The 24167-nt window shown below is 60.5% G+C and carries 32 protein-coding genes; 4 read left to right on the forward strand and 28 right to left on the reverse strand.

Features of this window, described 5'->3' with window-relative positions; all coding sequences use genetic code 11:
* Positions 1–156 precede the first annotated feature (156 nt).
* The 13 genes from rpmD to CAER_RS0111725 all read right to left on the reverse strand — a co-directional run bounded on the left by rpmD (position 157) and on the right by CAER_RS0111725 (position 6235).
* On the reverse strand, positions 157–345 hold the full coding sequence (rpmD, locus tag CAER_RS0111665; protein ID WP_008554849.1) for a 50S ribosomal protein L30: 189 nt from the start codon (positions 343–345) through the stop codon (positions 157–159).
* A 13-nt stretch (positions 346–358) separates the two neighbouring features.
* Positions 359–928 carry a 30S ribosomal protein S5 gene (gene rpsE, locus CAER_RS0111670; RefSeq protein WP_027235532.1) on the reverse strand — a complete coding sequence of 190 codons (570 nt, stop codon included), beginning with the start codon at positions 926–928 and terminating at the stop codon, positions 359–361.
* A gap of 118 nt (positions 929–1046) precedes the next feature.
* The gene (gene rplR, locus CAER_RS0111675) at positions 1047–1406 is read right to left on the reverse strand and encodes a 50S ribosomal protein L18 (protein WP_027235533.1); all 360 of its coding nucleotides are present in this window, start codon (positions 1404–1406) and stop codon (positions 1047–1049) included.
* A gap of 11 nt (positions 1407–1417) precedes the next feature.
* Positions 1418–1951, reverse strand: coding sequence for a 50S ribosomal protein L6 (gene rplF / locus CAER_RS0111680; protein WP_027235534.1), 534 nt, complete (start codon positions 1949–1951; stop codon positions 1418–1420).
* A 12-nt stretch (positions 1952–1963) separates the two neighbouring features.
* Entirely contained in the window at positions 1964–2356 is a 393-nt protein-coding gene (gene rpsH, locus CAER_RS0111685) for a 30S ribosomal protein S8 (protein WP_027235535.1), read from the reverse strand.
* 13 nt (positions 2357–2369) lie between these two features.
* Positions 2370–2675: a 30S ribosomal protein S14 gene (rpsN, locus tag CAER_RS0111690; RefSeq protein WP_027235536.1), complete on the reverse strand. Its 306-nt coding sequence runs from the start codon at positions 2673–2675 to the stop codon at positions 2370–2372.
* Between the two features lie 19 nt (positions 2676–2694).
* The gene (gene rplE, locus CAER_RS0111695; protein WP_036797266.1) at positions 2695–3258 is read right to left on the reverse strand and encodes a 50S ribosomal protein L5; all 564 of its coding nucleotides are present in this window, start codon (positions 3256–3258) and stop codon (positions 2695–2697) included.
* On the reverse strand, positions 3258–3563 hold the full coding sequence (gene rplX, locus CAER_RS0111700; protein ID WP_027235538.1) for a 50S ribosomal protein L24: 306 nt from the start codon (positions 3561–3563) through the stop codon (positions 3258–3260). The genes rplE and rplX overlap by 1 nt, the downstream gene beginning before the upstream one ends.
* Positions 3564–3565: 2 nt before the next feature.
* Positions 3566–3934: a 50S ribosomal protein L14 gene (rplN, locus tag CAER_RS0111705; protein ID WP_005621870.1), complete on the reverse strand. Its 369-nt coding sequence runs from the start codon at positions 3932–3934 to the stop codon at positions 3566–3568.
* 100 nt (positions 3935–4034) lie between these two features.
* Complete coding sequence (rpsQ, locus tag CAER_RS0111710) at positions 4035–4265, reverse strand: 30S ribosomal protein S17 (protein ID WP_008555996.1); 231 nt, start codon at positions 4263–4265, stop codon at positions 4035–4037.
* 11 nt (positions 4266–4276) lie between these two features.
* Entirely contained in the window at positions 4277–4477 is a 201-nt protein-coding gene (gene rpmC, locus CAER_RS0111715) for a 50S ribosomal protein L29 (protein ID WP_008554543.1), read from the reverse strand.
* Positions 4478–4761: 284 nt separating this feature from the next.
* The gene (locus CAER_RS27935) at positions 4762–5556 is read right to left on the reverse strand and encodes an FkbM family methyltransferase (RefSeq protein WP_036797269.1); all 795 of its coding nucleotides are present in this window, start codon (positions 5554–5556) and stop codon (positions 4762–4764) included.
* 58 nt (positions 5557–5614) lie between these two features.
* Positions 5615–6235 (reverse strand): 2OG-Fe(II) oxygenase family protein, encoded by a 621-nt coding sequence (locus CAER_RS0111725; RefSeq protein WP_027235539.1) that lies wholly within the window; start codon positions 6233–6235, stop codon positions 5615–5617.
* A 202-nt stretch (positions 6236–6437) separates the two neighbouring features.
* On the opposite strand from CAER_RS0111725, the gene CAER_RS0111730 reads away from it, so the two are divergent.
* Entirely contained in the window at positions 6438–8600 is a 2163-nt protein-coding gene (locus CAER_RS0111730) for a methyl-accepting chemotaxis protein (protein ID WP_027235540.1), read from the forward strand.
* 230 nt (positions 8601–8830) lie between these two features.
* Here CAER_RS0111730 and CAER_RS0111735 read toward each other — a convergent pair whose 3' ends face one another.
* The 15 genes from CAER_RS0111735 to parC form a co-directional block, all read right to left on the reverse strand.
* Positions 8831–9670, reverse strand: coding sequence for a DUF2189 domain-containing protein (locus CAER_RS0111735; protein WP_027235541.1), 840 nt, complete (start codon positions 9668–9670; stop codon positions 8831–8833).
* Between the two features lie 239 nt (positions 9671–9909).
* Positions 9910–10323, reverse strand: coding sequence for a 50S ribosomal protein L16 (gene rplP / locus CAER_RS0111740; protein ID WP_027235542.1), 414 nt, complete (start codon positions 10321–10323; stop codon positions 9910–9912).
* A 12-nt stretch (positions 10324–10335) separates the two neighbouring features.
* Positions 10336–11046, reverse strand: coding sequence for a 30S ribosomal protein S3 (rpsC, locus tag CAER_RS0111745; RefSeq protein ID WP_027235543.1), 711 nt, complete (start codon positions 11044–11046; stop codon positions 10336–10338).
* Positions 11046–11426, reverse strand: a complete 381-nt coding sequence (rplV, locus tag CAER_RS0111750) for a 50S ribosomal protein L22 (RefSeq protein WP_008557868.1) — start codon at positions 11424–11426, stop codon at positions 11046–11048. The genes rpsC and rplV overlap by 1 nt, the downstream gene beginning before the upstream one ends.
* A gap of 3 nt (positions 11427–11429) precedes the next feature.
* A complete protein-coding gene (gene rpsS / locus CAER_RS0111755) occupies positions 11430–11708 on the reverse strand; it encodes a 30S ribosomal protein S19 (RefSeq protein ID WP_024088539.1) in 279 nt (92 codons plus the stop codon).
* A gap of 3 nt (positions 11709–11711) precedes the next feature.
* Positions 11712–12554, reverse strand: coding sequence for a 50S ribosomal protein L2 (rplB, locus tag CAER_RS0111760; RefSeq protein ID WP_019297986.1), 843 nt, complete (start codon positions 12552–12554; stop codon positions 11712–11714).
* Positions 12555–13030: 476 nt separating this feature from the next.
* Entirely contained in the window at positions 13031–13450 is a 420-nt protein-coding gene (locus tag CAER_RS0111765; protein ID WP_036797272.1) for a hypothetical protein, read from the reverse strand.
* Between the two features lie 2 nt (positions 13451–13452).
* On the reverse strand, positions 13453–14646 hold the full coding sequence (locus CAER_RS0111770; RefSeq protein WP_154667767.1) for a hypothetical protein: 1194 nt from the start codon (positions 14644–14646) through the stop codon (positions 13453–13455).
* Between the two features lie 241 nt (positions 14647–14887).
* The gene (locus CAER_RS0111775; RefSeq protein ID WP_027235547.1) at positions 14888–15184 is read right to left on the reverse strand and encodes a 50S ribosomal protein L23; all 297 of its coding nucleotides are present in this window, start codon (positions 15182–15184) and stop codon (positions 14888–14890) included.
* A complete protein-coding gene (gene rplD / locus CAER_RS0111780; protein ID WP_008553333.1) occupies positions 15181–15798 on the reverse strand; it encodes a 50S ribosomal protein L4 in 618 nt (205 codons plus the stop codon). Before rplD ends, CAER_RS0111775 begins: the two co-directional genes overlap by 4 nt.
* Positions 15795–16499, reverse strand: coding sequence for a 50S ribosomal protein L3 (gene rplC, locus CAER_RS0111785; RefSeq protein WP_027235548.1), 705 nt, complete (start codon positions 16497–16499; stop codon positions 15795–15797). The genes rplD and rplC overlap by 4 nt, the downstream gene beginning before the upstream one ends.
* 18 nt (positions 16500–16517) lie before the next feature.
* On the reverse strand, positions 16518–16832 hold the full coding sequence (gene rpsJ, locus CAER_RS0111790) for a 30S ribosomal protein S10 (RefSeq protein ID WP_027235549.1): 315 nt from the start codon (positions 16830–16832) through the stop codon (positions 16518–16520).
* A 916-nt stretch (positions 16833–17748) separates the two neighbouring features.
* A complete protein-coding gene (gene tuf / locus CAER_RS0111795; protein WP_027235550.1) occupies positions 17749–18924 on the reverse strand; it encodes an elongation factor Tu in 1176 nt (391 codons plus the stop codon).
* Between the two features lie 123 nt (positions 18925–19047).
* On the reverse strand, positions 19048–19647 hold the full coding sequence (locus tag CAER_RS0111800; protein WP_027235551.1) for a hypothetical protein: 600 nt from the start codon (positions 19645–19647) through the stop codon (positions 19048–19050).
* Positions 19648–19774: 127 nt separating this feature from the next.
* Positions 19775–22123, reverse strand: a complete 2349-nt coding sequence (gene parC, locus CAER_RS0111805) for a DNA topoisomerase IV subunit A (protein WP_027235552.1) — start codon at positions 22121–22123, stop codon at positions 19775–19777.
* Between the two features lie 256 nt (positions 22124–22379).
* On the opposite strand from parC, the gene CAER_RS0111810 reads away from it, so the two are divergent.
* From CAER_RS0111810 to CAER_RS0111820, 3 genes are all read left to right on the forward strand, one after another.
* Positions 22380–23018, forward strand: a complete 639-nt coding sequence (locus CAER_RS0111810; RefSeq protein ID WP_027235553.1) for an SH3 domain-containing protein — start codon at positions 22380–22382, stop codon at positions 23016–23018.
* A 34-nt stretch (positions 23019–23052) separates the two neighbouring features.
* Positions 23053–23883, forward strand: a complete 831-nt coding sequence (locus tag CAER_RS0111815; RefSeq protein WP_027235554.1) for an SDR family NAD(P)-dependent oxidoreductase — start codon at positions 23053–23055, stop codon at positions 23881–23883.
* A 74-nt stretch (positions 23884–23957) separates the two neighbouring features.
* Entirely contained in the window at positions 23958–24161 is a 204-nt protein-coding gene (locus CAER_RS0111820) for a twin transmembrane helix small protein (RefSeq protein WP_027235555.1), read from the forward strand.
* Positions 24162–24167 lie beyond the last annotated feature (6 nt).

The following is a 24167-nucleotide window of genomic DNA, read 5'->3' on the forward strand; positions in this document are numbered from 1 at the left end:
CGGGACGGATCTGCAAACGCATACCATGCAAAGGCCGCGGCACAACACGTCCGCTTCGCCTCTGACCGGACAAACAGGGCGTGCCGCGGCGCCCCGAAACGAAAAACGCCCCCGGTTTCCCGGAGGCGTTTTCCAAAGTCTGATACCGAAAAGGGCTTAGCCGCGCTCTTCGATGATCTGAACCAGGTGCGGGATCGATTCGACCATGCCGCGGACCGAAGGAGTGTCCTCCAGCTCACGGGTCTTGTGCATCTTGTTCAGGCCCAGGCCAACCAGGGTTGCGCGCTGCTTGGCGGGGCGGCGGATCGGCGAGCCGATCTGCTTGACGACGATGGTTTTTGCCATGTCTCTCTACTCCTTACGCTTCAGCTTCGGCAGCTGCCGGTGCGTCGTCCCGCTTGGGCAGGATGTCAGCAACCTTTTTGCCGCGGCGCTGAGCCACCGAGCGCGGGCTCTGCTCTTTCTGCAGGCCGTTCAGGGTGGCGCGGATCATGTTGTAGGGGTTCTGCGAGCCGATCGACTTGGAGACCACGTCCTTGATGCCCAGCATCTCGAACACGGCACGCATCGGACCACCTGCGATGATACCGGTACCTTCCGGTGCGGTGCGCATCACAACTTTGCCTGCGCCGTGACGGCCGGCCATGTCGTGGTGCAGGGTGCGGCCTTCTTTCAGCGGCACACGGATCATCTGGCGCTTGGCCTGCTCGGTTGCCTTACGGATCGCCTCGGGCACTTCTTTCGCCTTGCCCTTGCCAAAGCCCACGCGGCCTTTCTGGTCGCCTACGACAACCAGGGCTGCGAAGCCAAAGCGCTTGCCGCCTTTGACGGTTTTCGACACGCGGTTGATCGCGACCAGACGATCTGCGAATTCCGGTGTTTCTTCACGGTCGCGGCGCGGGCCGCGGCGGTTTTCACGTTCTGCCATCAGGCATTCCTTTCATAGGGCGCTCAGGCGCCTGTTTGTCCGATCCTTGGTGAGGGTCCGGCGTCAGGCCGGCCTCCCGGATCATCGGGGCGGCCCCGAAAGGCCGCCCGCATGGGATTTAGATCTTCAGGCCGCCTTCACGCGCAGCGTCGGCCAGAGCCTTCACTTTGCCGTGGAACAGGAAGCCACCGCGGTCGAAGTAGGCTTCGGTCACGCCGGCCGCTTTTGCGCGCTCGGCGATCGCTGCGCCAACCTTGGCTGCTGCTTCGACGTTGTTCTTGCCGACAACGCCCAGATCTTTTTCCAGGGTCGAAGCGGAGGCCACGGTCACGCCGCGCAGGTCGTCGATCAGCTGAACAGAGATGTTCTTGTTCGAACGGTGCACGGACAGACGCGGACGGCCTGCGTTCACTTTGCGAAGCTTGTTCCGGACGCGCAGCCGGCGCTTCAGAAACAGGGTACGTTTGCTGTTTGCCATTTTGCTGGTCCTTACTTCTTCTTGCCTTCCTTGCGGAAGATGAACTCGCCCTTGTAGCGGATGCCCTTGCCTTTGTACGGCTCGGGACGGCGCCAGTCGCGGATTTTCGCCGCCACTTCGCCCACCTGCTGCTGGTCGATACCTTCCACAACGATTTCGGTCTGCTTCGGCGCGGTAATGGTGATACCTTCCGGAGCAACGAAGTCGACATCGTGGCTGTAGCCCAGGTTCAGCTTCAGGGTGTTACCCTGCATCTGCGCCCGGTAACCCACACCCTGGATCTCAAGCTCTTTCTTGAAGCCCTGGGTCACGCCGGTCACGAGGTTGGCCACCTGAGTGCGGGACATGCCCCACTGCTGACGGGCACGCTTGGACTTGCCGCGCGGCTCGATGGTGACAACGTTGTCGTTCACGGACAGGGTGACGTCGTCGGTTGCGGTAAAGCTGCGGGCGCCTTTCGGGCCTTTCACTTCGATGGTCTGGCCGGACACAGAGGCGGATACGCCGCTGGGCAGTTCGACCGGTTTCTTACCAATACGGGACATTGCGAGGCCTCCTTAGAAGACGGTGCAAAGCACTTCGCCGCCAACGTTGGCTGCGCGTGCGCTTGCGTCCGACATCACACCCTTGGGGGTGGAGACAATCGACACGCCCAGGCCCTGACGGACCGACGGGATGTCATTGACGCCCATGTAAACGCGGCGGCCGGGCTTGGAAACCCGCTTGAGCTCGCGAATGACAGGTTCGCCGTCGAAGTATTTCAGGCTGATTTCGATGGCCGGGTGGCCATTTTCACCAGTGGTCTTCTCATAACCGCGGATGTAGCCCTCGTCCGCCAGCACGTCCAGCACCCATGCCCGCAGCTTGGAAGCCGGGGTCATGACGGTGGATTTGCCGCGCATCTGAGAGTTACGGATACGGGTGAGCATATCGCCGATAGGATCGTTCATACCACTCTCTCCCTTACCAGCTCGATTTCACCAGGCCGGGGATCTGACCAGCAGACCCCAGCTCGCGCAGCGCGATACGGCTGATCTTCAGCTTACGGTAGTAAGCGTGCGGACGGCCGGTCAGCTGGCAGCGGTTGTGCAAACGGCTCGGGGCCGAGTTGCGCGGCAGTTTCGCCAGTTTCAGACGCGCCTTGAAGCGCTCTTCCATCGGGCGGCTTTCGTCATTCGCGATCTCTTTCAGCTCGGCGCGCTTTGCGGCGTATTTTGCCACCAGGCGCTCGCGCTTCTTCTCGCGTTCGATCATGCTTTTCTTAGCCATGGTCTCTTCCTTCCCGCGCTTAGCTGTTGAAGGGCATGTTGAAAGCTTTCAACAGCGCCTTTGCTTCCGCGTCGGTTTTCGCGGTGGTGGCGATCACGATGTCCATGCCCCAGGGCTCATCGATTTTGTCGAAATCGATTTCCGGGAACACGATGTGCTCTTTCAGGCCCATGGCATAGTTGCCGCGGCCGTCAAACGAGGTGCCCGAAACGCCGCGGAAGTCGCGGATACGGGGCATCGCAATGGTGATCAGACGATCCAGGAATTCGTACATCCGGTCGCCGCGCAGGGTCACCTTGGCACCCATCGGCATGCCTTCGCGAACGCGGAAGCCGGCGATGGAGTTCTTTGCCACGGTGGTCAGAGCTTTCTGGCCCGCGATGAGGGTCAGGTCGGCCTGAGCGGATTTGGCTTTCTTGCTGTCTTTGACAGCCGCGCGGCCGCAGCCGATGTTCAGAACGATTTTCTCCAGCTTGGGGAGCATCATGTCGTTCTTGTAGCCGAATTCCTCTTTCAGAGCGCCACGGATGGTCTCTTTGTAGAGGGTCTTCAGGCGCGGGGTGTAGGTTGCAGCGTCAAGCATCAGACAGTCTCCCCGGTGGTCTTGGCGAAGCGCACCTTCTTACCGTCTTCCTCGCGGAAGCCGACACGGGTTGCTTTGCCGTTGCTGTCCAGCAGTGCCAGGTTCGACAGGTCGATCGGCAGTGCCTTGGGCAGACGGCCGCCCTGGCTGTTTTGGGTCTGGCGAGTGTGGCGGATCGCCATGTTCACGCCTTCGACAACGGCTTTGCCGGCCTTCGGGTCAACGGAGGCGATGGTGCCTTCTTTGCCCTTGTCCTTGCCGGCCAGCACGACGACCTTGTCGCCTTTACGGAGTTTAGCAGCCATGATTACAGCACCTCCGGAGCCAGCGAGATGATCTTCATGAAGTTCTTCGCGCGCAGTTCACGAACAACCGGGCCAAAGATACGGGTACCGACCGGCTCGTTGTTGTTGTTCAGGATAACGGCTGCGTTCCGGTCAAAACGGATCGCGGTGCCGTCTTCGCGGCGGACTTCTTTGGCGGTGCGCACGACAACGGCCTTACGGACGTCGCCTTTTTTCACGCGGCCGCGCGGGATGGCTTCCTTGACCGAGACGACGATGATGTCGCCTACGGATGCGTATTTACGCTTGGAGCCACCCAGAACCTTGATGCACTGAACTCGGCGGGCGCCGGAGTTGTCAGCTACATCCAGATTTGTTTGCATCTGGATCATGTGGTTTCTCCCGACCTTTGGGGCAGCGATGCGTGCTGTGATCCCCCAGGGTTTCGACTTTGCTGTTCAGCCCAGTCGCCAGGAGTCTCGGATGAGACTCTTAGGCTTCCAGAACTTCCCAGCGTTTCGTTTTCGATTTCGGCGCGCATTCGATGATGCGTACGGTGTCGCCGACCTTGAAAGCGTTCTTTTCATCGTGAGCCCGGTACTTCTTGGACTTACGGATGGTTTTCTTCAGAACCGGGTGCGTGAAGCGGCGTTCAACCGAGACGGTGACGGTCTGGGCGTTTGCGTCGCTGGTCACAACGCCTTGCAGGATACGTTTGGGCATTGTGTCGCTCCTTATTCGGCTGCTGCTGCAGCTTTTTCGTTCAGGATGGTCTTCACTTTGGCAGCATTGCGGCGGGCCGCTTTGATGCCGGCAGTGTTTTCCAGCTGACCGGTCGCCTGCTGAAAGCGCAGGTTGAAGCTCTCTTTTTTCAGGGATGCGAGCATATCGCGGAGTTCATCCACGGTCTTCTCGCGCAGATCATTGGCGTTCATCGCCTTTGTTCCTTGTCCAAAGCACCAGAAGGCCCCTGACGGGTCACCTTTTTACCTGGTGGGTTATGTCAAACCGCGCCGGAAAGCGCGGAAAAAAGAATCACTTGGCCCGGATCCAACGCGGATTGGGGACAAGCGATGGGTCCCTATAATGGAGACCGGGTGCGGGGGCAAGGGAAAGATTGGCCGCCGCACCAGGGCAGCCGGCGCAGTCCGGCGCCCCTGCCCGGCCAGGCGGGCGCCGCGTGCCGGTTGCAGGCTCAGCCGGCCTCGGCCCTGGCCGGTCAGCCGGCCTTGACCGGGCTGTCCTGAGGCACGAACCAGTCGTCATAGCCGGACGCCCCGGCAGCGACGTTCCTGTAGCCGTTCTGCTCCAGCAGCGCCCTGATCTCCGCCCTCTGCTCGGTGTAATTGTGCTCCACCGTAATGGCATTGAACCGGTATTTGCTGAAATCGAACGCCTTCAGAATATCCAGTTCGCTGCCCTCGGTATCAACCGACAGGAAATCAATCTCCCGCGGGGCGCCGTGCCGGTCGAGCATATCCAGCAGCGAAACGGTTTTGACCGGATAGCTTATCGCCTTGCGCCGGCTTCTTGAGTGCAGGTCCGCTTCGCTGAAATCCGAGATCGTCGACAGCTCCGCCGCGCCGGTCTCCTTGAATTCCAGCTCCGCCCCGGTTTCCTTCCAGACGCAATCGAACTCAACCTCGCAGGAGCGGTTGCGGCGCAGGTCCTCGTGCCAGCACTTTGCGGGCTCGGCCACGATGCCGGTCCAGCCGAACTCCTTTTCCAGCACATAGGTGTTGCTGATGGATTTGCCGTTGGTGGCCCCGAACTCGACGAAATACCCGCCCCGCTTGAAGCCATTGGCGACCAGAGCGAATACGTCCTGGCTTGCCTGGGACTGCCAACCGGCGCTGGCGCCGTTGAGATTGGCGAGCAGGAAATCCCGGAAGGCGTCCCCCTCAGCCGCCTTGCGGCGGCTTTCCTCCAGCTGGTTCTGCAGGGCCTTGTACTTGGACGCACTGCTTACGTGGAGGCCGATTGCATGAAGCGCGCTTCGAATCTTGGGATGCATTAGGGGTTCCAGTCGGTTTGTGTCAGACAAACGCCCTTAGCGGGCGCGGCGCGCGGGCTCACTCCCACTTGTAATTGAAGCTGACCGAGATCCGCTCGTCCTCGGCCATGTTCATAGGCACTTCGTGGCGCAGCCAGCTTTCCCACAGCAGCACATCGCCAACGTCCGGCTTCATGTAGATGAACGGCTGCAGCTCGCGCCGTGCGTCCTTGGTGCGGGTTGGCGCCGCCATCATCCGGGCAGAGCGCGGATCCTCCAGCTTGAGCGCGGAGGCACCGTCCGGCATCGACACATAGGTGGTGCCGGAAATCACCGAATGCGGATGCAGGTGGCTGGAGTGGGTGCCGCCCTCGGGCAGGATGTTGATCCACAGGTCCTCCAGCTTCAGCTCGCGCCCGTCCAGATCAAACTCCAGATCCTTGGCAAAAGCCGCGACATGGCTGTCCAGCGATTTCACCAGATCGGCAAAGATCGGGAACCGCCATGGCAGATCGGTCAGGGAGGCATAGGAGGTATAGCCCGGGTAACCGTTCTCCTCGCACCAATCCTGCCCGGCATCATCATCGCCGGCGATGACAAGGCAGGAGTTTTCCAGTTCCTGCGCATCAACCTTGGGTCCGAATTCGGACAGCTGCGCGCGGTAGAGGCGGGTCACAAAGAGCGATTCAATCTGGGCCATGGCTGCGTCTTACCGCAGTCCGCAGCCAAGCGCGAGAGCCTGCGGCGGGGCGGCAACCGGTTTCGCCCCTGGCGTGCAGCGCCGCCAGCATGTTGGAATAGTTCAATTTACCCTCGGTAAGCTCACGCTGATTTAACGAATGCTGTCCATTTTGGACCAAAACAACACCAACTAGATGTCTCAGTGAAATGGTCCAGGTCACATGAAAGCAAAACTCACCGTCAGCACGGCAATTCTTTCCATCATTGTTCTGGCCGGGGGTCTGATGGCCGCCCTGATCAGCCTTCTTCTGTATTCGCACGGCGTGCGCGACGACATGCAGCGGCGCGTTGCCGAAATCGAGGAGATCTACCTTGGCCTCGATAAAATCGAGCTTGAGTTCCTGATGGCCCGGCGCGCCGAAAAGGATTTCCTGCTGCGCCGCGATGACAAATACCTGTCCCGCCACGCCGCAACCATGACCCGGATACAGGCGACCTACGGCTCTCTCGTCCGCCGGATGCCGGAGGTGGCGGAACTGTCCGGCACAGGCCCGCAGCTCAAGGAAATCGGCGCCGCGATTGACGCCTATGAGGCAAGCTTTGCCGCCCTTGCCAGCAGCAACAAGCGGCTGGGCCTGGATGAAAACAGCGGCCTGGAGGGGCAGTTGCGCACGGCGGTCAAGAATGCCGAAGCCACCCTGAAATCCCTGGATCAGCCGGTCATGCAAGTGAAAATGCTGATGATGCGGCGGCATGAGAAGGACTTTATCATGCGTAAGGCGCCGAAATACCTGGACCGGCTGAACGCACGGGTGGAGGAGTTCCGCGCTTTCCCGGACAGCTTTTACGGCAGCACCGCCCGGCAGAAGGAGATCCTGGGACTGATGGAGGCCTACCAGAAGTCCTTTGCCGCCTATGTGGAAGAGTCGCTGAAGGAACAGCAGCTACGCAAGCAGGTGTCCGGCCATTATGCCGGCGCCGAGCCGCTGCTGGCCGCGGTCCATGACGAGGTGCGCGCCCTGCTTGCGCAGGTCTGGGCCCAAGGCGAGGCAGTCAGCGCCGGGGCTCAGACCAACGCGCTTCGGGCGGGCATCGGCGGCTCTATCCTGTTCGTGGCGGTGGCCCTGCTTCTGGCCCGCAGCATTGCCCGGCCGCTTAAGCAGACCGACACCGTGCTGAAAAAGATGATGCAGAACGACTTCAGCCCGGCCATCCCGAAAACCGGAATCCGCGAGACTGCCGCAATTGCCAGTGCGGTCGGCGCGTTCCGCGAGGCGGAGGCCGCCAAGCAGCAGCTGACCAGGGAAGTCACCGAAGTCATCGCGGCCTGCGGAGAGGGCGATTTCTCGCGCCGCATCGCAACCGGCGGCGATGACAGCCGGGACAGCGGCCTGGGCCAGGGCGTGAACACAATCGGCGAAGTGGCCGAGAAGGGCCTGGGCGATGTGCTGAAGGTGCTGGACGCAATCGCCGAGGGCGATCTGACACAGCGGATGCCCGCAGGGCAAAAGGGCGTATTCAAGGATATCGCCGGGGCCATCGACAACCTGGCCGGCAGTCTTGAAACAGTGGTCCAGCAACTGGCAGGCAGCGGAAAAATGCTGAACGACACCTCGCAGGAGATCGCCGCGGCGGTCGCCGATGCCTCGCAGCGCGGCGAATCCTCCGCCGCGGCGCTGGAGCAAACCGCAGCGGCGCTGCAAACGGTCCGCGACACGGTCCACGACACCGCCGCCAGCGCCCAGGACGCCCGGCAGTTCGTCAACGACGCCCAGACCAAGGCGGAAGCCACCCGCGAGGTCGCGGAAAAAACCGTCTCTGCCATGCAGCGGATCAAGGACTCCTCGGACGCGATCTCCAAAATCACCGGCCTGATCGACGATGTGGCATTCCAGACCAACCTGCTGGCGCTGAACGCCGGGGTGGAGGCCGCGCGCGCGGGCGAAGCCGGGCGCGGATTTGCGGTTGTCGCCTCAGAAGTGCGGGCGCTGGCGCAGCGCTCTTCCGAGGCGGCCAATGAGATCAGCACGCTGATCAACAGCAGCCAGAGCGAAGTCACTGGCGGCGTGGAGCTGGTCGATGAGGCCGGCGAGGCGCTGGCCGCAATCCATCAGACGGTCACCCAGGCCGCGGAAAAGGTGAACGAAATCGCCGAAAACGCAACCGAACAGGCGAACGGCATTTCCGAGGTGAATGTGGCGATTGAGGCGCTGGACAAGGATTCCCAGCGCAGCGCCGCCATGCTGGAGGAAACCGCAGCAGCCGGCCAGATGCTGCGCGACGAGGCGGGCAACCTGACCAGGGCGATCTCCGGCTTCCGGCTGGAGCCCGCGGCGGCTGCGCCTGCGGCCCCGGTGCAGGCTACCGTCGCGCAAGCGGCATAGGGGCCCGCGCAAGGGGCTGGCAGGCAATCCCGGGGCGGAGCTGACCACGGCCTCGGCCGCAGTCCGCAAACAGACCGGGTTGCCTCCCCGTCCGGCCCCATAACGGCTCGCCCCGTGCCGCCGGTGATTTCGTTGCCGCCATTGCTCAATCCGCTACGCCCGCGGGCTTGCCCCGCAACCGCCTGAGGATTGCGCGTCGCTTCCCTGCGGACGAAGAACGCACGCAGGTGTCAAGGTGATGGCTGGACAGATCCCCCCTGCACCGGCGGCACGGCCCGCTGATAAAGATGCCATGTGGTGTGGCCAAGGACCGGCAAGGTGAAGATCAGGCCCAGAAACGCCGGAACCAGCGACACCAGCATAGCCGCCGAGATGATCGCCGCCCAGGCGAGCATGACCACCGGGCTTTCCGAGACAACGCGAAGGGACGTCAGCATCGCGGACACGAAATTGGTTTCCCGGTCCATCAGCATCGGCATGGCGATGACGGTCAACGAGAACAGAACAACCGACAAAAAGGCGCCTACACAGGTGCCAATTGCAAGGAAGGTCCAGCCCTGCGGCGTGAAGAATACGGTGCTCAGAAAACCGTCAAAATCCGAGAAGGACGCATCCTTGAGGATGATCGCCAGCCAAAGCCGGATCTGGTAAATCCACACCCAGAAAATGAACAGGGTGACAAAAGCCATCCAGCCCAGTTCGCGCTTACGCTGATCGGCCACCACGGTGAGGATATCGGACCAGCCGAAGCGCTCTCCCTTTTGCAGCCGGCGGGACATTTCATACAGCCCGGCGGCGGCGAATGGCGCGACCAGCGGAAAGCCCACAGCGGCGGGAATGATCATCCAGATCGCGCCGAGCCAGACCAGGCACCAGACAAACAGGATCCCGAAAACCGCATAGAACAGGCCGAAGAATCCGCTCATGAAAGGGTGCGCGCGGAAGTCGGACACCCCGGCCTTCAGCGACGCGGCGATATCGCCCGCGGTCACCTTATTGACCTCAGGCACAAACTGCGGCGGCGGTTTCAGTTTGTCCGGCGGTGTGGACCCTGCGGTCTTGGATGTCATGACACACTCCTCCCAAAGCATGGCACCGCGCTGGCCCGCTTGCCAATCGGCCCGCGGTGAAACAGACATCCCTCCCCGCCAGCAAGTGTGCATCAGGCGAGGCTCAACGGCAAGTGGGGAGTGGAGCAGCCAAACCCGCGCGGCAGGCTTGGCCGCCCCTTGGCTGATACAGCTGACTCAACAGAAAAACCCCCGCCGGTCTCCCGGCGGGGGCTTTCATTTCATGGCAGTCGTGAAACTTACCAGTCTTCGCGGACCACGACGCGGGTCTTGACCGGCAGCTTCATCGCCGCCAGGCGCAGGGCCTCGCGGGCGACTTCATCGCTGACGCCGTCGATCTCAAACATCACGCGGCCAGGCTTAACCTTGGCTGCCCAGTAGTCCACGGAACCTTTACCTTTACCCATACGGACTTCGGTCGGCTTCGAGGTCACCGGAGTGTCCGGGAAGATACGGATCCAAACACGGCCCTGACGCTTCATGTGGCGGGTCATGGCACGGCGGGCAGCCTCGATCTGGCGTGCAGTCACACGCTCAGGGGTGGTTGCCTTCAGGCCATAGGTGCCGAAGTTCAGGTCGGAGCCGCCTTTTGCCAGGCCGTGGATCCGGCCCTTATGCATCTTGCGGAATTTAGTGCGCTTTGGCTGAAGCATCTCAAATCCTCCTTAGCGACGGCCGCCACCGGCACCACGGGGTGCAGGGCCGTCCTGGATTTCTTGTGCTTTACGGTCACGCGCCGAAGGATCGTGCTCCATGATCTCGCCTTTGAAGATCCAGACCTTGATCCCGATGATCCCGTAGGGGGTCATCGCTTCGGAGTGTGCGTAATCGATGTCGGCACGCAGGGTGTGCAGCGGCACGCGGCCTTCACGGTACCATTCGGTACGCGCGATTTCCGCACCGCCCAGACGGCCAGCGACGTTCACCCGGATACCCAGGGCGCCCATGCGCATGGCGTTCTGCACGGCCCGTTTCATGGCACGGCGGAAGGACACACGGCGCTCCAGCTGCTGGGCGATGGACTCGCCAACCAGCTGAGCATCCAGTTCCGGCTTGCGCACTTCAACGATGTTGAGGTGCAGCTCGGAGTCGGTCATCTTGGCAATTTTCTTGCGCAGGACTTCGATGTCCGCGCCTTTCTTGCCGATGATGACGCCCGGACGGGCGGTGTGAATGGTCACGCGGCATTTCTTGTGCGGGCGTTCGATGATCACGCGCGCAATGCCAGCCTGCTTGCACTCTTCCTTGATGAACTCGCGGATTTTGATGTCCTCGAGCAGCAGATCACCATAGTCTTTGGTGTCGGCGTACCAGCGGCTGTCCCAGGTGCGGTTCACCTGCAGGCGCATGCCGATCGGATTGACTTTCTGACCCATTAGGCTTGCTCCTCAACTTGACGCACCTTGATGGTGATCTCCGCGAACGGCTTCAGGATTTTGCCGAACCGGCCACGAGCCCGCGGACGGCCGCGCTTCATGGTCAGGTTCTTGCCAACCCATGCCTCGGCGACGATCAGTTCATCGACGTCCAGGTTGTGGTTGTTCTCAGCGTTCGCAATCGCGGACTGAAGGCATTTCTTCACGTCCTGCGCAATCCGCTTGTTGGAGAAAGTCAGGTCGGTCAGCGCCTTCTCGACTTTCTTGCCGCGGATCATCTGAGCCACCAGGTTCAGTTTCTGCGGGGAGGTACGGAGCATGCGCAGTTTTGCCATTGCTTCGTTGTCTGCCACGCGGCGGGGGTTCTTTTCCTTGCCCATGACTTACTTCCGCTTCGCTTTTTTGTCTGCGGCATGGCCATAATAGGTGCGGGTCGGCGAGTACTCACCGAACTTCTGACCGATCATGTCTTCCGAGACGTTGACTGGGATGTGCTTTTTGCCGTTGTAGACACCAAAGGTCAGGCCGACGAACTGCGGCAAGATGGTGGAACGGCGCGACCAGATCTTGATCACTTCATTGCGGCCCGATTCACGCGCTGCTTCGGCCTTTTTCAGGACGTAAGCATCAACGAAGGGGCCTTTCCATACGGAACGTGCCATGGATTAGCGGCCTTTCTTCTTGGCGTGGCGCGAGCGGACGATGAGCTTCTGCGACGCCTTGTTTTTGTTGCGGGTCCGTTTGCCCTTGGTCGGTTTGCCCCAGGGGGTCACCGGGTGGCGGCCACCGGAGGTCCGGCCTTCACCACCGCCGTGGGGGTGGTCGATCGGGTTCATGACGACACCACGCACGGAGGGACGCTTGCCCTTGTGGCGCATACGGCCGGCTTTACCGAAGTTCTGGTTCGAGTTGTCCGGGTTCGACACGGCACCGACGGTGGCCATGCATTCCTGACGCACCAGGCGCAGTTCGCCCGAGGACAGGCGGATCTGAGCGTAACCGCCGTCACGGCCAACGAACTGAGCGTAAGTACCGGCTGCACGGGCGATCTGGCCGCCTTTGCCGGGCTTCATTTCGATGTTGTGAACGATGGTACCGATCGGCATGCCCGAGAACGGCATTGCGTTGCCCGGCTTGATGTCGGCTTTTGCAGACGCCACGACCTTGTCGCCGACAGCCAGACGCTGCGGCGCCAGGATGTAGGCTTGCTCGCCGTCTTCGTATTTGATCAGCGCGATGAATGCGGTCCGGTTCGGGTCGTATTCGATCCGCTCAACGGTGGCCGCAACATCAAATTTGTTCCGTTTGAAGTCAACGATCCGGTAGAGGCGCTTTGCGCCGCCGCCACGGCGGCGTGCAGTGATCCGTCCGGTGTTGTTCCGGCCGCCCGATTTGGTCAGACCCTCAGTGAGGGATTTGACCGGACGCCCTTTCCAAAGCTCCGAACGGTCGATCAGAACCAGCCCACGCTGGCCCGGCGTCGTCGGCTTATACGACTTGAGTGCCATGCTTTCTGTCTTCCGTTTAGCGTGCAGGCCCTTAGGTTCTTGTCTTTGGACCCGCTATGTTTAAGGCCCCCGTAGGTGCCTGAGTTATAGGGCCCCGAAGGTCCCCAGGTTCGAACATCCTGACAAACGTAACGACCCCGGAACGAATCCGGGGTCTGCAGGATGGATGGCGTTTAGCAGAGTCGGGGGGGGGTGGCAATGGCCCAGCGGCAGGTATGAAACTTTTTCCGGATTGCGGCTCTTAGCTCGAGCGATTTAGGGAAATTAAGAAATACACGACGTATCCTACCGCTGCAAAAGCGGACATTGCAAAAAGACTGACTACCATGGGGTTTTCGAAGAGATACGTTTCCATGTCACCTTCCAACTGCGAAGCCCTTCGCTGAGACGCATACATTATTAGCGACTACATATGAACATCCACTTAATCCGCCACGCGCTCTCTTCCAGCCTACAGTCAAAATAATGGAGTAAACTTACCGTGTGCCCTCGCGAGGTTTCCCGAACACCGCCTCGGACATGATAGTGAAAACCCCGCCGAAGACAGCCTCCGCTGCAACTACATACCTCTTGAAGTCATCGACGCTTTGATCGCCATCCAACTTCCAAAGCCCATCAACCAAGATGTAGAAGAACATCAGAGGCACCACTATCGCAAAGACCGCAAAGAAAACGTTCGCCCTAGCGGTTTCTGAGAGTTTTATGTCTGCATGCTTCACTGCGTACAGAGCCGCGCTTGTCAAGGCGGCAACAGTCAAGGGAATGAAAATTGCAACAACATCACTTTTAGAAGAAGGGCTGACGGAGTCATTAGACGTAATAACAAAATAACAAATTGCATGCCCGCCCAAAAGTATAAACCCAAAAGTCATTGCAATTAGTCCACGGGGAAACATAGTCACCTCCTCACCATCGCCTTGAATCCAAAATGCTCTTCTAAAGTTTGCGCCACATACTCAGTTGCCCTTACCGCGAGCTCTCGCTCTGTTCCATCACCGTGTTTAATCGGCGAAAACTTCTCATACGCCGGGCCAGAGGATTTACGATCAAACTTTCTTGTGAACGAGAATGTCAGATCTGCAATCAAGCGCCCACCTCTATCGGATATGCTAATAAAGCAAAAAACCCTCAGCCAAACTGGATAACGGCCAAACTTCATATCATCACTATGAAGAAAACAATCCCACGTAGGTCTACCGCCATAATAACTGTACTTACAAAGCTCGTCAGGACCTGCAAGCACCCCAAAGAAAGTTTTCATCCTCGAGTTTATGTTCTTTACGTCTTCAGGATTTTTTAAGATTTCTCCGAAAAAATTGTCTTGCTCATTCATTTCCAGTTGAAGATTGTGGAAGTTGATAGGGCGATAAGCAGGTGATCTGCTGACGACCTTCCAGGAAGAGAAATCTAAGGTCCCATCCCGCAGAGAAGGCCCAACAGCTTCCGCGACAGCTTTCAGGACCGACGGAGAAGTAACAAGCATCGCGCCATCAAATTGACTAGTGGAAAAGGTTGCAACAGAAGTCTCCGCGTTCTGAGAACGAGCTACCAGCTTTGCGGCTGGTACAAGCGACTGCTCCATAACGATACCAACCTCAGAACTCTCTTGGCACAATTCCAAAAATCCGATTCTGCAAAGATGACTGTTGATCTCCATAGCGCCAACATAGTCCTGAAACCGCATTCCACGCTCGTCCCTATTTCTCCCGTAATAGTTCAACAGCTCTACTGCGTCCTGATCTGCCTTTAGCGTGGTCCCAATCAAGCTATCATAGCAATTTTGGCAAAAGTCAGCTTTCTGCCAAGCGCTATTACTGTCAAGCTTGCGCAAATTGTATGCAGACGAAAAATCCTTAGGCAGATCGTGATCCTCAGTAACTACACTCAACGTTCGATTACTTCGGTCGATTTTTCCATTAACCGGAAAATGAAAAAAACCCTTCTGGGGATCATAAGTCGTAACATGCCCAACATACTCCGAAAAACCTGGCGCATTGGTTTCAACTCTTGTGAGAGATAAATAGCCATCGTTCTGGACTGACAGACCTATGTCTTGGGCCGCGGCGGTCGAGACGCAAAGAAAGCTCAACATAAAAAGTGACGTGCAAGAGACGCTAACCATAACACTTAGCCACATTCATCCAAGACGAGAACTCAACTTAAACTATGTGACCCTATGAGGTTCAATGCAAGGGACAAGTGGAAGTGCGGGACGGCGCTGGCGTAGCGGCCCGCGGGATTGATACCGCGCCAGGGTTAGACTCCCCCCCAAAAAAACGAAAAAGGCCCCCGCTTCCGCGAGGGCCTCTCAATCTTCTCAAAGACACGGGATCTCAGAGTCCGGTGGACACGTCGATGGTGTTGCCTTCTTCCAGGGTCACATAGGCTTTTTTCACGTCCTTGCGGCGGCCGATCTGGCCGCGGAAACGCTTCACCTTACCCTTGGTGACTGTGGTGTTGACCGCTTTCACCTTCACACCAAAGAGCGCCTCGACAGCTTCCTTGATCTGCGGCTTGTTGGAGTCGATTGCCACTTCGAACACCACCGCGCCGTTTTCGGACGCCATGGTGGATTTCTCGGTGATGATCGGCTTGCGGATCACGTCGTAGTGTTCTGCCTTCACGCTCATTTCAGACGAGCCTCCAGTGCTTCGACACCCGCCTTGGTGATCACCAGGGTGTCACGCTTCAGGATGTCATAGACGTTGGCACCGATGGTCGGCAGGATGTCCAGACCTTCGATGTTGCGCGACGCTTGCAGGAAGCCTTCGTTGACCGATGCGCCGTCGATGATCAGCGCGCGCTTCCAGCCCAGGTTTTTCACCTGCTTGGCCAGAGCTGCGGTCTTGCCTTCGGCAGCAGCGTCCTCGATGATGACCAGCTCGCCCGCTTTGGCTTTGGCGGACAGCGCGTGGCGCAGGCCCAGCTTGCGGAACTTCTTGGTCAGCTCGTGGCCGTGCGACCGGACAACGGGGCCCTTGTAGATGCCGCCCTTGCGGAAGATCGGCGCGTTGCGGTCACCGTGGCGTGCGCCGCCGGTGCCCTTCTGGCGGTAGATCTTCTTGGTCGAGTAGGAGGTCTCGGAGCGGGTCTTCACCTTGTGGGTGCCCTGCTGCGCATTGTTGCGCTGCCAGCGGACCACACGGTGCAGGATGTCCGCACGCGGCTCCAGGCCGAACAGGTCTTCGGACAGCTCGATGTCGCCAGCCTTGCCGCCGTCGAGTTTGATCACGTCAAGTTTCATGCTTCACCACCTTCCGCGGAAGCTTCCGCAGTTTTCAGAGCGGCCGGGAAAGGCAGACCCTCGGGGGCTTTCTTCTTCACGGCATCCTTGACGGTAACCCAGCCGGATTTCGGGCCCGGAACGGCGCCCTTGATGAAGACCAGGCCGCGCTCGGCGTCGGTTTTCACCACTTCCAGGTTCTGGGTGGTCACGCGGGCTGCGCCCATGTGGCCGGCCATCTTCTTGCCTTTGAAGACCTTGCCCGGGTCCTGACACTGACCGGTCGAACCGTGCGAACGGTGCGAGATCGACACACCGTGCGAGGCGCGCAGGCCGCCGAAGTTGTGCCGCTTCATGGCACCGGCGAAACCTTTACCGATCGAGGTGCCGGTCACGTCCACTTTCTGGCCAGCCAGGAAGTGTTCGGCCGAGATTTCGGCACCGACTTCGATCAGGCCGTCCGCGGGCACGCGGAATTCGACCAGCTTGCGCTTGGGTTCAACCTTGGCAGCTGCGAAGACACCGCGCATGGCTTGCGAAGTACGCTTTGCCTTGGCGGAGCCAGCACCCAGCTGAACGGCGGTGTAGCCGTCTTTTTCCTCGGTGCGCTGTGCAACAACCTGCAGGCCGTCCAGCGACAGAACGGTCACAGGAATCTGCTTGCCGTCTTCCATGAACAGCCGGGTCATGCCGACTTTCTTTGCGATAATACCGGAACGCATATCTAATACCCTCCGATCTTACGACTGCAGCTTGATTTCGACGTCAACGCCGGCGGCCAGGTCGAGCTTCATCAGCGCGTCCACGGTCTGCGGAGTCGGGTCGACGATGTCGAGAAGACGCTTGTGAGTGCGGATCTCGAACTGGTCGCGGGATTTCTTGTCGATGTGAGGGCCACGCAGAACGGTGAACTTCTCAATCTTGTTCGGCAGCGGGATCGGGCCGCGCACTTGGGCGCCGGTCCGCTTGGCAGTGTTGACGATTTCCTGGGTGCTGGAATCCAGCACGCGGTAGTCAAATGCCTTCAGCCGGATACGGATGTTTTGGCTTTGCATCGTATAGCCTTATTCTAGGCGTTGAGGTTGAGAGGAGGGCCTGCGCTCACCGCAATCCCTCATCGAACCCAAAAGGCGGGAATCATCCCGCCCCAATTCGCATCAGCGAACTTGCGCCCTATACGCCCTGCGGCCCCATGTGGCAAGGGGTTTCGCCGCGAAACGGTTGCGTTTGGGGAGAGCGGTGCGTTTGGGGTTTGTTTGGGAAGGTTGAGGGGAAGTTAACGCGGGTAGACTGTTACTCGGCGAAGCTCGGCTTACTACATAGAACAGGCGACTTCTCCTTAACCTTCATTAAGGAACTCGAGGCCACGAACTAGCGCATTGAGGTCGAACTTTTTCAATTCTTTTTTGGCTATGTACTTAAGCCCGCTGTCTGCCAACTCGCGCCTTCCCAACAAGAACCCGCCCCTCTGTAACAACCCAAGTCTGTCAAGGTGCAGTCTTAAGTTACTGTGTTGCGCTTGAACCCTAGCAGTTCTTGTCAATGAAGGGTCGCCGATTAGGTCTCCGGGGAACTCAAGCCAAGCATGGCCGTCCCATTCAATCGGACCCGAAGGTCTACGTGGAAATGAACGCGTGTACTTAAACGTCTTTACGCCCAAGCAATTTAAAGAACCTAGTACAATGGAATGAGGGACATTTCGTTCTGACAATTGCGTCGACAGATATGCGCACAGTGAAATGCATTGCCCAACAGTGTTAGGAAACCTCTGCAAAGCCTCCGAAGCAACTTCCAAGAATACTGGTCCAACTTCGACACTTTCTCTCGACATCTCCAAGAAACCCTCCCTCACGCAAATTGCCTTTGACAAGAAAAAGGGCCTCCCGAAGGAGGCCCTCTATTAGATCAGAACCGAGTGGGCTTCCGGCAAATTTCTAGCGAAAAAACCGCCAGCCGCCCACTGGTCCAAAATCACTCGATGATCTTCGACACGACGCCGGCGCCGACGGTGCGGCCGCCTTCGCGGATGGCGAAGCGCAGGCCGTCTTCCATCGCGATCGGCGCGATCAGCTCAACCGCGAACTTCAGGTTGTCGCCCGGCATCACCATCTCGGTGCCTTCCGGCAGGGTCACGGTGCCGGTCACGTCGGTGGTGCGGAAGTAGAACTGCGGACGGTAGTTCGCGAAGAACGGGGTGTGGCGGCCGCCTTCTTCCTTGGTCAGGATGTAGGCTTCGGCTTCGAACTTGGTGTGCGGGGTCACGGAACCCGGCTTGCACAGCACCTGGCCGCGCTCAACACCGTCACGGTCCACACCGCGCAGCAGGGCGCCGATGTTGTCGCCTGCTTCACCGCGGTCCAGCAGCTTGCGGAACATTTCCACGCCGGTGCAGGTGGTCTTCTTGGTGTCGTTGATGCCGACGATTTCGATTTCGTCGCCAACGTTGATCACACCGCGCTCCACACGGCCGGTCACAACGGTGCCGCGGCCGGAGATCGAGAACACGTCTTCGATCGGCATCAGGAACGGCTGGTCAACCGCGCGCTCCGGGGTCGGGATGTATTCGTCCACGGCCGCCATCAGCTCTTTGATCTTCTCTTCGCCGATTTCCGGATCACGGCCTTCCATCGCCGCCAGCGCGGAGCCTGCGATGATCGGAATATCGTCGCCCGGGAACTCGTAGGAGGACAGCAGCTCGCGGATTTCCATTTCCACCAGCTCCAGCAGCTCTTCGTCGTCGACCTGGTCAACTTTGTTCATGAAGACAACCAGGGCCGGAACGCCGACCTGGCGCGCCAGCAGGATGTGCTCGCGGGTCTGCGGCATCGGGCCGTCAGCAGCGTTCACAACCAGGATCGCGCCGTCCATCTGCGCCGCGCCGGTGATCATGTTCTTGACGTAGTCGGCGTGGCCGGGGCAGTCGACGTGCGCGTAGTGGCGCGCGTCAGTTTCATATTCCACGTGCGCGGTGGAGATGGTGATGCCGCGGGCTTTTTCTTCCGGCGCGCCGTCGATCTGGTCGTAGGCTTTGAAGTCGCCGAAGTACTTGGTGATCGCTGCGGTCAGCGTGGTTTTGCCGTGGTCAACGTGGCCGACGGTGCCGATGTTGACGTGCGGTTTATTACGTTCAAACTTTTCCTTAGCCATGCCTTGGGCGCCTTTTGAAATGAGGGGTCAGCGTTGACCCGGTTTCCTCTGCGCGGGCGGGTTATTTGGTTTGCGCGGAAAAATCAACCCGTTCCTGCTTGACAGAAGCGGAAATCGCCGGGCTCAGCCGGCCGGTGCCGGCTCCGCCGCATCCGGTGCTGCCGCGCCTGCGGATCCCGCTGCAGGGCGCGGTGCGAACCAGTCCTGCTCCTTGTGGTTTTCGGCCATCCATTCTTCGACCTTGTCGGCGATATTGACCGCCAGCCCCTGGATCTGCTGCTGCTTGGTGCGGGCGTGGCCCGACCCAAGCAGCGCGCTTTCGCCGGTGGTGCTTTCGAAGATTTCCATCTGGTGCTTCTTGGCGAGGAATTTCTTGTTTGCCACGTCATAGACAAACACATTCACCACTACCGCGCTTTTGGGCGAGAACAGCACCGGCACGCCGGGCGGGGCCAGCATGAACCCTTCGAGCGTCACCGCCACATCGTATTCCTGCCCGCCGCTGTAGCGGCGCAGCCGGGTGTTCAGCGCATTCTCGATCGGGGCGGTCCATTCGCTGTGCTCCGCGTCGCGCGACAGCGGCCATTGCAGCGCCTTTTCGGTGTAGACATGGGTCACCCGGGCCTGGAACGCCCCCAGATCCTCGGGTGCTTCGTCCAGGCGGGTTTCACCGCAGGCGGTTAGCAGCGCCAGGGCGGCACACAGGGCAGAAATGCGGATCATGAGGGGTCCTCTGCAGGTATTTGGCCCTGTCCTGATAGCCTTGCGCGGCGCAGCGGGTAAAGAGCCGGAAACAGGAACCCCCCGCGCGGGTGGCGCGGGGGGCACAGGGCTGGGGAAAATCAGCCGCCTATTTGAACTTGTAGCTCCGCGGGAAGCCGTGCGGCGGGCGTTTGCCGACGCTGGCGCGCTTGCCCAGCCATTCGCTGAGGTCGGCCGCGTGGCGGGTCTTGCCGCCGCCCATCTCCCATTTGAGCCCGTCGTCCCAGTTGAAGGTGGTGATGTCGGAAAGGCCGCCGTCCAGTTCCAGCGAGCCCTGCTTGCCGCGGGCCATGTTGTATTTCTGCAGGCGCACGCCCTTGCCGCGGGTCAGCTCGGGCATCTCCTCGACCGAGAAGACAAGGAATTTGCCGTTTTCGGAAACCACGGCAACGTGATCGCCTTCGACCGGGATACAGATCTTGGCGCGTTCGTCGTCCTTGACGTTCAGCACCTGCTTGCCGCTGCGGGTCTGGGCGACGATGTCCTTTTCGGAGCAGATAAAGCCGTTGCCCGCATCGGAGGCGACCAGCAGCCTGCCCTCCGGGTTGTGGATCAGCAGGTCGACGATCTCCACCTCGTTGGGCAGGTCGACCATCAGCCGCACCGGTTCGCCCATGCCGCGGCCGCCGGGCAGATTTGCCGCCGACAGCGTGTAGAAACGGCCGTTGGAGCCGAACACCAGCAGCCGGTCGGTGGTTTCCGCATGGAAGACGAAGCGCGGGCCGTCGCCGTCCTTGAACTTCAGCTCGCGGTTCAGGTCGATGTGGCCGGTCATGGCGCGGATCCAGCCCATCTGGGAGCAAACCACGGTGATCGGCTCGCGGTCGATCATCGCCTCCAGCGGCACCTCCTCGACCTCGCCGGCCTCGGCAAAGCGGGTGCGGCGGGCGCCGCCTGCATATTCCTTGCCGAACTGCTTCTTCGTCTCTTTCAGCTGTTCGGAAATGCGGGACCACTGGAGGTCCTCGGAGGCCAGCAGTTCTACCAGCCCGGCGCGCTCCTCGCGCAGGGCGTCGCGCTCGCGGGTCAGTTCGATCTCTTCCAGCTTGCGCAAGGACCGCAGGCGCATGTTGAGGATCGCCTCGGCCTGCACCTCTGTCAGCTCGCCAACGCCTTGCGCCGGGGTGATGTACTCCGCCTCGGTGAAGGCGCGCGGGTGGTCCTTGCTCCAGTCCTCGCGGATCAGAGCGGCCTTGGGGTCCTCGTCATAGCGGATGATGTCGATCACCCGGTCGAGGTTCAGGAAAGCGATGATGAAGCCTTCGAGCACCTCCAGCCGGTGGTCGATCTTTTCCATCCGGTGGCGCGAGCGGCGCTGCAGCACGTCGCGGCGGTGGTCGAGGAAGGCGCGCAGCACCTCCTTCATCGAGCAGACCTTGGGGGTCACACCGTCGATCAGCACGTTCATGTTGAGGCTGAAGCGGATTTCCAGGTCCGAGTTGCGGAACATCATGTTCATCAGAACCTCGGGGTCCACGTTCTTGGACTTGGGTTCCAGGATGATGCGGATGTCGTCCGCCGATTCGTCACGCACGTCGGCGAGGATCGGCACCTTCTTGGTCTGGATCAGCTCGGCGATCTTCTCGATCAGCTTGGACTTCTGGACCTGATAGGGGATCTCGGTGACGACGATCTGCCACTGGCCGCGGCCCAGATCCTCGACCTCATGCTTGCAGCGCAGGCGGAAGGAGCCTCGGCCGGTGCTGTAGGCCTTGGCGATGTTTTCCTTGGGTTCGACGATGATGCCGCCGGTCGGGAAATCGGGACCCGGCACATAGTTCAGCAGGGTGTCGTCGCGGGCATCCGGGGTCTTGATCAGGTGGATACAGGCGTCGATCAGCTCGGCAATGTTGTGCGGCGGGATATTGGTGGCCATACCCACCGCAATGCCGGCCGCACCGTTTGCCAGAATATTCGGGAAGGTCGCAGGCAGCACCGCCGGTTCCGTCAGGCGCCCGTCGTAGTTATCGCGGAAATCGACCGCGTTTTCATTCAGGCCGTCCAGCATCGCCTCGGCCACGAAGGTCATCCGCGCCTCGGTGTAGCGCGACGCCGCCGGGTTGTCGCCGTCGATGTTGCCGAAGTTGCCCTGGCCATCGACCAGCGGGTAACGGACGTTGAAGTCCTGTGCCAGGCGCGCCATCGCGTCATAGATCGCGGCGTCGCCGTGGGGGTGGAAGTCGCCCATGGTGTCGCCGGAAATCTTGGCCGACTTCAGGAAGCCGCCGGTCGAACTGAGCCGCAGGCGGTTCATCGCGTAAAGGATTCGCCTGTGCACCGGTTTCAGGCCATCGCGGGCATCGGGCAGCGCCCGGTGCATGATGGTGCTGAGCGCATAGGTCAGATAACGCTCGCCAATGGCGCGGCGCAGCGGCTCCAGGATTTCGCCGTGTTCGGGGGCGGAGGGCATGTCGGGGTCTTCTACCAGGTCGGTCATGGAATCGTGATACTTGGGCTGCCGGAATTGGTAAAGCGGGCGCGCGCGAAATTCGCACAGCTTCGCCGGCCGGTTGCAGGGCGCCGGGGAGAAGACCGCAGTATCTCCCCTGTTTCCTCGCCGGTAACTTGCTCTAGATAAATTGGAACCAGGCAGCCGCGCCGCGCGTTACTTTCCCAACTCTTGCAATCAGGGCAGCGGCCTTTTGCGGGTCATTGGATTTGCCTGTTTATTTATGGTCTGGGGGGACCGGGTTATGTCGCGATTTGTTATGTTGTCCTTCGCCTTTCTTGGATGGGGATTTTATGAGCTGAGCGGCGGGTCGGATTTTGAACCGCCTCAGCGGCCCGAACCGGTCGCGGCTGCCAAAACCGGCACCAGCGCGCCGGAACCTGTTAGAATCACTGCCGCCTCGCTGACGGCCCAGCCTGTTCTGACGCGGCGGTCGCAGGCGGCAACGCCCCGGCGGCCCAAAGCTGATCCGGCGCTGCGGCAGCGCGTGGCAGCCGCGCAGCTGGCCAGTGCCTCAGGCGTTCTGGCGTCGACCCAAGCCGCGTTCTCCGCCGGATCCGGCGGCGGCACGCTGCAGCTGGCGTCCCTGGATGGCGGCCTGGCCGCAATCACGGCCACGCCTGCCGCACAAACTGCTGTGGTTTCTGCCGCGGCGGCAGAGCCTGCACCGGAACCGGTCATCGACCGCCGCAGAATCCGCGCGTCGCGGGTGAATATGCGGCAGGGGCCCGGCACCAGCTATCCGGTGCTGACCCGGCTCTTGGCTGGCGACGAGGTCATCGTGATCGAGGACAGCGGCACCGGCTGGCTGCATTTGCGCGCGCCGAAGAAGGGCATTGTCGGCTGGATTGCCGCTTCCCTGGTGAGCAAGAAACGCCCATAAGTGCACCGGAGGACTCCGGGCAAAGGGCGCTTTGATGAAGAAAACCATCCTGATCACGGGCTGCTCCTCGGGGATTGGCCTGGATGCAGCGCGCGGAATGCGGGAACGCGGCTGGCGGGTGTTTGCCTCCTGCCGGCAGCAGCGCGATTGCGACAGGATGCGGGCCGAAGGATTTGAAAGCCCGCGCATTGACTACACCGACCCGGCCAGCATCGACTCCGGCCTGGCAGAGGTGCTGGCGGCCACCGGCGGAACCCTGGATGCGCTGTTCAACAATGGCGCCCACGGATTGCCCGGCGCGGTGGAGGATCTGCCCACCGATGCGCTGCGCACGATTTTCGAGGCCAACTTCTTTGGCTGGCATGAGCTGACCCGGCAGGTGATTCCGGTGATGCGGAAACAGGGGCACGGGCGGATCGTGCAGAATTCCTCGATCCTGGGTTTTGTCTCCTTTCCCTGGCGCGGCGCCTACGTGGCAACGAAATATGCGCTGGAGGGGCTGACCGATACACTGCGGGTCGAGCTGCAGGGCTCCGGCATCCACATGGTGCTGATAGAGCCGGGACCGGTGACGTCGAAGATCCGGGAAAAGTCGATCCCGTATTTCGAGCGGTTCATCGACTGGAAATCCTCGCCGCTGCGCGAGCTTTACGAAACGCGGCTGCTGAAGCGGCTGTATGAGAGCAGCGGCCCGGACCGGTTTGAGCTGCCGGCCTCTGCCGTGACCGCCAAGCTGGCGCATGCCTGCGAAGCCCGCCGCCCGCGGCCGCGCTACTATGTCACCACGCCGACACATATTGCCGGGGTCCTGCGCCGAATCCTCAGCACAAGGGCAATTGACCGCATCCTGGTGCGGCTCGGATAGCGGATTCGCGGTCGCCTTCGGCCTTTGCGCGGGGTAGATGGGGCCAACAGAATTGATACGCTTTGGGGGACAGAATGAGCGATCCGCTGTATTATCTGGCACTGGCAGCCGTGGCGGCTGTGGTTGTGGCGCTGGTCATCGGCATTGGCGGCTTTGGCAAGGGCGGCGCGTTCAACCGCCGCAATGCGAACAAGATGATGCGTTTGCGCATCCTGTTTCAATTCATTGCAGTGGTGCTCTTGCTGTCCTACGTCTACCTGCGCAGCCAGGGAGGATAATTGGCA

This window comes from Leisingera caerulea DSM 24564, from assembly GCF_000473325.1.
GTDB classification, from domain to species: Bacteria; Pseudomonadota; Alphaproteobacteria; order Rhodobacterales; family Rhodobacteraceae; genus Leisingera; species Leisingera caerulea.

What these genes read in the sequence shown, in the direction of transcription:
- rpmD (WP_008554849.1), bottom strand. Translation starts at nt 345, where the DNA reads ATGGCAAAAACCATCGTCGTCAAGCAGATCGGCTCGCCGATCCGCCGC.
- rpsE (WP_027235532.1), bottom strand. Translation starts at nt 928, where the DNA reads ATGGCAGAACGTGAAAACCGCCGCGGCCCGCGCCGCGACCGTGAAGAA.
- rplR (WP_027235533.1), bottom strand. Translation starts at nt 1,406, where the DNA reads ATGGCAAACAGCAAACGTACCCTGTTTCTGAAGCGCCGGCTGCGCGTC.
- rplF (WP_027235534.1), bottom strand. Translation starts at nt 1,951, where the DNA reads ATGTCCCGTATTGGTAAGAAACCGGTCGAACTGCCCAGCGGCGTATCC.
- rpsH (WP_027235535.1), bottom strand. Translation starts at nt 2,356, where the DNA reads ATGAACGATCCTATCGGCGATATGCTCACCCGTATCCGTAACTCTCAG.
- rpsN (WP_027235536.1), bottom strand. Translation starts at nt 2,675, where the DNA reads ATGGCTAAGAAAAGCATGATCGAACGCGAGAAGAAGCGCGAGCGCCTG.
- rplE (WP_036797266.1), bottom strand. Translation starts at nt 3,258, where the DNA reads ATGCTTGACGCTGCAACCTACACCCCGCGCCTGAAGACCCTCTACAAA.
- rplX (WP_027235538.1), bottom strand. Translation starts at nt 3,563, where the DNA reads ATGGCTGCTAAACTCCGTAAAGGCGACAAGGTCGTCGTGCTGGCCGGC.
- rplN (WP_005621870.1), bottom strand. Translation starts at nt 3,934, where the DNA reads ATGATCCAGATGCAAACAAATCTGGATGTAGCTGACAACTCCGGCGCC.
- rpsQ (WP_008555996.1), bottom strand. Translation starts at nt 4,265, where the DNA reads ATGCCCAAACGTATCCTGCAAGGCGTTGTGACCAGCGACGCAAACGCC.
- rpmC (WP_008554543.1), bottom strand. Translation starts at nt 4,477, where the DNA reads ATGAACGCCAATGATCTGCGCGAGAAGACCGTGGATGAACTCCGCGAT.
- CAER_RS27935 (WP_036797269.1), bottom strand. Translation starts at nt 5,556, where the DNA reads ATGCATCCCAAGATTCGAAGCGCGCTTCATGCAATCGGCCTCCACGTA.
- CAER_RS0111725 (WP_027235539.1), bottom strand. Translation starts at nt 6,235, where the DNA reads ATGGCCCAGATTGAATCGCTCTTTGTGACCCGCCTCTACCGCGCGCAG.
- CAER_RS0111730 (WP_027235540.1), top strand. Translation starts at nt 6,438, where the DNA reads ATGAAAGCAAAACTCACCGTCAGCACGGCAATTCTTTCCATCATTGTT.
- CAER_RS0111735 (WP_027235541.1), bottom strand. Translation starts at nt 9,670, where the DNA reads ATGACATCCAAGACCGCAGGGTCCACACCGCCGGACAAACTGAAACCG.
- rplP (WP_027235542.1), bottom strand. Translation starts at nt 10,323, where the DNA reads ATGCTTCAGCCAAAGCGCACTAAATTCCGCAAGATGCATAAGGGCCGG.
- rpsC (WP_027235543.1), bottom strand. Translation starts at nt 11,046, where the DNA reads ATGGGTCAGAAAGTCAATCCGATCGGCATGCGCCTGCAGGTGAACCGC.
- rplV (WP_008557868.1), bottom strand. Translation starts at nt 11,426, where the DNA reads ATGGGCAAGGAAAAGAACCCCCGCCGCGTGGCAGACAACGAAGCAATG.
- rpsS (WP_024088539.1), bottom strand. Translation starts at nt 11,708, where the DNA reads ATGGCACGTTCCGTATGGAAAGGCCCCTTCGTTGATGCTTACGTCCTG.
- rplB (WP_019297986.1), bottom strand. Translation starts at nt 12,554, where the DNA reads ATGGCACTCAAGTCGTATAAGCCGACGACGCCGGGCCAGCGTGGGCTG.
- CAER_RS0111765 (WP_036797272.1), bottom strand. Translation starts at nt 13,450, where the DNA reads ATGTTTCCCCGTGGACTAATTGCAATGACTTTTGGGTTTATACTTTTG.
- CAER_RS0111770 (WP_154667767.1), bottom strand. Translation starts at nt 14,646, where the DNA reads ATGTTGAGCTTTCTTTGCGTCTCGACCGCCGCGGCCCAAGACATAGGT.
- CAER_RS0111775 (WP_027235547.1), bottom strand. Translation starts at nt 15,184, where the DNA reads ATGAGCGTGAAGGCAGAACACTACGACGTGATCCGCAAGCCGATCATC.
- rplD (WP_008553333.1), bottom strand. Translation starts at nt 15,798, where the DNA reads ATGAAACTTGACGTGATCAAACTCGACGGCGGCAAGGCTGGCGACATC.
- rplC (WP_027235548.1), bottom strand. Translation starts at nt 16,499, where the DNA reads ATGCGTTCCGGTATTATCGCAAAGAAAGTCGGCATGACCCGGCTGTTC.
- rpsJ (WP_027235549.1), bottom strand. Translation starts at nt 16,832, where the DNA reads ATGCAAAGCCAAAACATCCGTATCCGGCTGAAGGCATTTGACTACCGC.
- tuf (WP_027235550.1), bottom strand. Translation starts at nt 18,924, where the DNA reads ATGGCTAAGGAAAAGTTTGAACGTAATAAACCGCACGTCAACATCGGC.
- CAER_RS0111800 (WP_027235551.1), bottom strand. Translation starts at nt 19,647, where the DNA reads ATGATCCGCATTTCTGCCCTGTGTGCCGCCCTGGCGCTGCTAACCGCC.
- parC (WP_027235552.1), bottom strand. Translation starts at nt 22,123, where the DNA reads ATGACCGACCTGGTAGAAGACCCCGACATGCCCTCCGCCCCCGAACAC.
- CAER_RS0111810 (WP_027235553.1), top strand. Translation starts at nt 22,380, where the DNA reads ATGTCGCGATTTGTTATGTTGTCCTTCGCCTTTCTTGGATGGGGATTT.
- CAER_RS0111815 (WP_027235554.1), top strand. Translation starts at nt 23,053, where the DNA reads ATGAAGAAAACCATCCTGATCACGGGCTGCTCCTCGGGGATTGGCCTG.
- CAER_RS0111820 (WP_027235555.1), top strand. Translation starts at nt 23,958, where the DNA reads ATGAGCGATCCGCTGTATTATCTGGCACTGGCAGCCGTGGCGGCTGTG.